This window comes from Prosthecobacter sp., from assembly GCF_020439865.1.
In the GTDB taxonomy this organism is placed as follows: domain Bacteria; phylum Verrucomicrobiota; class Verrucomicrobiia; order Verrucomicrobiales; family Verrucomicrobiaceae; genus Prosthecobacter.
Genome location: NZ_JAGRPF010000200.1, coordinates 1 through 4409 on the forward strand (window position 1 = coordinate 1; position 4409 = coordinate 4409).

Here is a 4409-nt window from a genome sequence, read left to right on the forward strand (position 1 = left end):
AGACACAACGGCCGGATCTCACGCTGCGTTTCGTCAACGACGCGCATCTCAACCAAACCATGGCCTACCTCACCGCGTGCACTCTTTACGCGGCGTTCTTCGAGAAAAGCCCCGTCGGCCTGCCCGTCGATTCCATCACCGACATTCGCTTCATCGAAGACGGATCCAACGACAAGACCAAGGATCGCGACGGCAACCCCATCACCCGCCAATTCTCCGAAAAGGACCGCGCCGACCTCCAGCGCATCGCCTGGGAGGGCTGGTCGGAGTTTCAAAAGATGCGCTGAGGTCAGGTCGCAGGGCGACATCGTGTTCGCGTCCTTGATTTCTCCGGCATTCAGGCAGAAGAAGCGATCCGCATCCAGCCAACCATCCCATGACCTCGCACCCGCTTTCCCGCCGCAACTTTCTCAGCACCACGCTCGCCGCTGCCACTGGCCTCACGCTTCCCCGGTTTGCGTCTGCCGCAGACAAGCCCAATTCGGTCTTCAACGGCGTGCGCATCGGCTGCATCACCTACAGCTATCGCAGCATGGCGAAAACGGCCGATGAGACGCTGAAAGCGTTGCTCGAGGATGGCCTCAGCGAGACGGAACTCATGGGCGGACCGATCCAGGATTTCGCCGGCATCAAGGGCAAGGCCACGGACGCGGAGCGTGAGCAGCAGCTCGCGAAGTGCGCTGAACTGCGGAAGATGTTCAACGACGCGGGCGTGAACATTGGCATTCACAAGATGGGCTTCGGCCAGTCGGATGAGGAGATCGACTTCAGCTTCCTGGTAGCAAAGGCTCTGGGCTGCACCGGCGTGACCACGGAGCGCAATGCCATCCTTGCCAAGCGCGTCGCGCCGTTTGCGGACAAGCATAAAATCTGGGTCGGCTTCCACAACCACACCAAGAACCTGCCGGAGATGGAATACCACGACCCGATTTTCGAACTCGGTGAATACATCGGCCTGAACCTCGACATCGGCCACTATGTCGCCGGCTCGAAGGGCAAGTCACCGATCCCCGTGCTGGAGAAGTATCACGCGCGCATCACGAACCTGCACCTGAAGGATCGCACCGCCGACGGCGGCAACCTGCCCTGGGGCGAGGGCCAGACCCCGATCAAGGAAGTGCTGCAGTTGATGAAAAAGGAGAAGTGGACCTTCCCCGCCGAGATCGAGCTGGAATACAAGATCCCCGAAGGCTCCGACGCCGTGAAGGAAGTGGCGAAGTGCGTGCAGTATTGCAAAGAGGCGCTGGCGTGATGAATGAGCAGTGAGAGGAGCGCGGACAGGAATGTCCGCGCTCCTCTCGATGGGCTGTGCTTACTTGTGATACTCCTGCAAAGCCCGCACCTGCACCTCGCTGGCTTGCAGTGACTTGATCGCCTTGAGCGCGGCATCGGCACCGCGGAGGGTGGTCATGATGGGGACGCGGTTCTGCATCGCGGCGGTACGGATTTTGATTTCGTCCTCGCGCGGGTTCTTGCCGGAAGGCGTGTTGATGACGAGGGCCATGTCCTTGTTCTTCATCAGGTCGATGACGTTGGGGCGCTGGCCGCTGGCGAGTTTGGGGAGGATGTTCACCGGGATGCCGGCGTCGCTGATGACCTGGCCAGTGCCGGGGGTGGCGTAGAGGGTGAAGCCGAGGTCGGCGTAGCCTTTGGCGATGCGGGCGGCGTTTTGCTTGTCGGCCTCCTTCACGCTGATGAAGACGTTGCCCTTCACGGGCAGGGTGCCGCCGGCTGCCATCTGGCTCTTGGCGAAGGCCATGCCGAGGTCGGGGTCGATGCCCATGACTTCGCCCGTGCTCTTCATCTCAGGGCCGAGGATGATGTCCACTCCGGGGAACTTGCTGAAGGGGAACACGGCTTCTTTGACGCTGTAGTGCGGCGGGATGACCTCGGTGGTGAAGCCGAGTTCCTTGAGCGTTTTGCCGGCCATGATTTTGGCGGCGAGCTTGGGCAGCGGGACGCCGATGGCTTTGCTGACGAAGGGCGCGGTGCGGGAGGCACGCGGGTTGACTTCGATGACATACAAGTCATCGCCTTTGACGGCGAGCTGCATGTTCATCAAGCCGCGGACGTTGAGGGCCTTCGCGAGCTTCTTCGCGGCATCGCGGATGCGGTCCTGCATGGATGCGCTGAGCGAGAAGGGCGGGATGACGCAGGCGCTGTCCCCGGAATGGATGCCGGCCTCCTCGATGTGCTCCATGATGGCGCCGATGACGGTCGTCTCGCCGTCGGTGATGCAGTCCACATCGACCTCGGTGGCGTCTTCGAGGAAGCGGTCGATGAGAAGGGGCTTGTCGGCGGAGAGGGTGGGCTTGTTTGCGATGTGCGAGGTGCCGGCCTGGCTGGTGCCTTCCAGTTCCAGGTTTGTGCGCATGTAGTGCGCGAGTTCGTTGTCGTTGTAAACGATCTGCATGGCGCGGCCGCCGAGCACGAAGCTGGGACGCACAAGGCTGGGGTAGCCGATCTTCGCGGTGACAGCCAAGGCTTCCTCCAAGCTGGTGGCGATGCCGCTGGGAGCCTGATGCAATCCGAGATCGTCGAGCAGCTTGGCGAAGAGCTTGCGGTCTTCGGCGAGTTCGATGCTCTTCGGCGAGGTGCCGATGATGCGGACGCCGTTTTCTTCGAGGCCCTTCGCGAGGTTCAGCGGCGTTTGTCCGCCGAACTGCACGATGACGCCGAGCACCTGGTCGTTGCGGTTTTCGCGCTCGTAGATGTTGAGCACGTCTTCGAGCGTGAGGGGCTCAAAGTAGAGCTTGTCGGAGGTGTCGTAGTCGGTGGAGACGGTCTCGGGGTTGGAATTGACCATGATGGTCTCAAAGCCGAGCTCGCGCAGGGCGAAGCTGGCATGGACGCAGCAGTAGTCGAACTCGATGCCCTGGCCGATGCGGTTGGGTCCGCCGCCGAGGATGATGACCTTCTTCTTGTCGTTGTCGCGCACCTCATCCTCGATGCCGTAGGTGGAGTAGTAGTAAGGCGTGAAGGCCTCGAACTCGGCCGCGCATGTGTCCACGAGGCGGTAGGTGGGGATGATGCCTGCTTTTTTGCGCTCGGAACGTGCTTCACCTTCCGTGATGCCTTTGGCGAAGGCGATCTGACGATCGGAGAAGCCGAGCTTCTTCGCACGACGAAGATCCACCGACGCGAGCTGCGCCTGCTCCTTCACGATCTCCTCAAGCTGCCGCAGGAACCAGCGGTCGATCTTGGTGAGCGAAAACACCTTCTCCACGTCCCAGCCCTTCGCGAAGGCCGCGCCGAGCCAGAAGATGCGCTCGGCATTCGGCACGGTGAGTTTGATGGTGAGTTCTTCGTCTTCGATCTCCTTGTCCGCGCCGTCGCCGATGAAGCCGAAGCGCTTGATTTCCAGGCCGCGCAGGGCCTTCTGCATGCTCTCCTTGAAGGTGCGGCCAATGGCCATCACCTCGCCGACGGATTTCATCTGCGTGGTGAGCACGGCATCAGCGCCCGGGAATTTTTCGAAGGTGAAGCGCGGCACCTTGGTGACGACGTAATCGATGGACGGCTCAAAGGCGGCCGGCGTCTCGCGCGTGATGTCGTTCTTCAGCTCGTCGAGCGTGTAACCGACCGCGAGCTTCGCGGCGATCTTCGCGATGGGGAAACCTGTGGCCTTTGATGCGAGCGCGGACGAACGCGACACACGCGGATTCATCTCGATGACGATCATGCGACCCGTGTCCGGATGCACGGCGAACTGGATGTTCGATCCGCCCGTCTCCACGCCGATCTCGCGGATGCAGGCGAAGGAGAAGTCGCGCATGATCTGATACTCGCGATCCGTCAGCGTCTGAATCGGCGCCACGGTGATCGAGTCACCGGTGTGCACGCCCATCGGGTCGAGGTTCTCGATGGAGCAGATGATGACGCAGTTGTCCGCCTTGTCGCGGATGACCTCCATCTCGTATTCCTTCCAGCCGAGCAGCGACTCCTCGATGAGCACCTCCGTCACCGGCGAGAGATCAAGACCCCGGGCCACGATGGCCTCAAACTCATCCATGTTATAAGCGATGCCGCCGCCGGTGCCGCCAAGCGTGTAAGCCGGACGGATGATGAGCGGGAAGGTGCCGATCTCCTCGCGGATCTTGTGTCCTTCCTCCATCGTGTGCGCCACGCCGGACTGCGGCAGGTCGAGGCCGATCTTCAGCATCGCGTTTTTAAAGAGCAGGCGGTCCTCGCCTTTCTCGATGGCCTCCGGCTTCGCGCCGATCATGCGCACGCCGTGTTTTTCCAACGTGCCTGCGCGATGCAGCGACATCGCGGTGTTCAGCGCCGTCTGACCGCCGAGCGTCGGCAGCAGCACATCCGGCTTTTCCTTGATGATGATCTTCTCCACCATCTCCGGCGTGATCGGCTCGATGTAAGTCCGGAAGGCGAACTCCGGATCGGTCATGATC

2 protein-coding genes and 1 pseudogene are annotated in these 4409 nt (G+C 61.6%); 2 read left to right on the top strand and 1 reads right to left on the bottom strand.

Features of this window, described 5'->3' with window-relative positions; translation table 11 throughout:
- Both KDL09_RS21960 and KDL09_RS21965 read left to right on the top strand, forming a co-directional pair.
- Positions 1 to 287, top strand: a pseudogene (locus KDL09_RS21960) (hypothetical protein); the annotation flags it as partial.
- Positions 288 to 376: 89 nt separating this feature from the next.
- Entirely contained in the window at positions 377 to 1252 is an 876-nt protein-coding gene (locus KDL09_RS21965) for a sugar phosphate isomerase/epimerase (RefSeq protein WP_294389944.1), read from the top strand.
- A gap of 60 nt (positions 1253 to 1312) precedes the next feature.
- Here KDL09_RS21965 and carB read toward each other — a convergent pair.
- The coding region (gene carB / locus KDL09_RS21970) for a carbamoyl-phosphate synthase large subunit (RefSeq protein WP_294389949.1) at positions 1313 to 4409 on the bottom strand (3097 nt) is incomplete at its 5' end.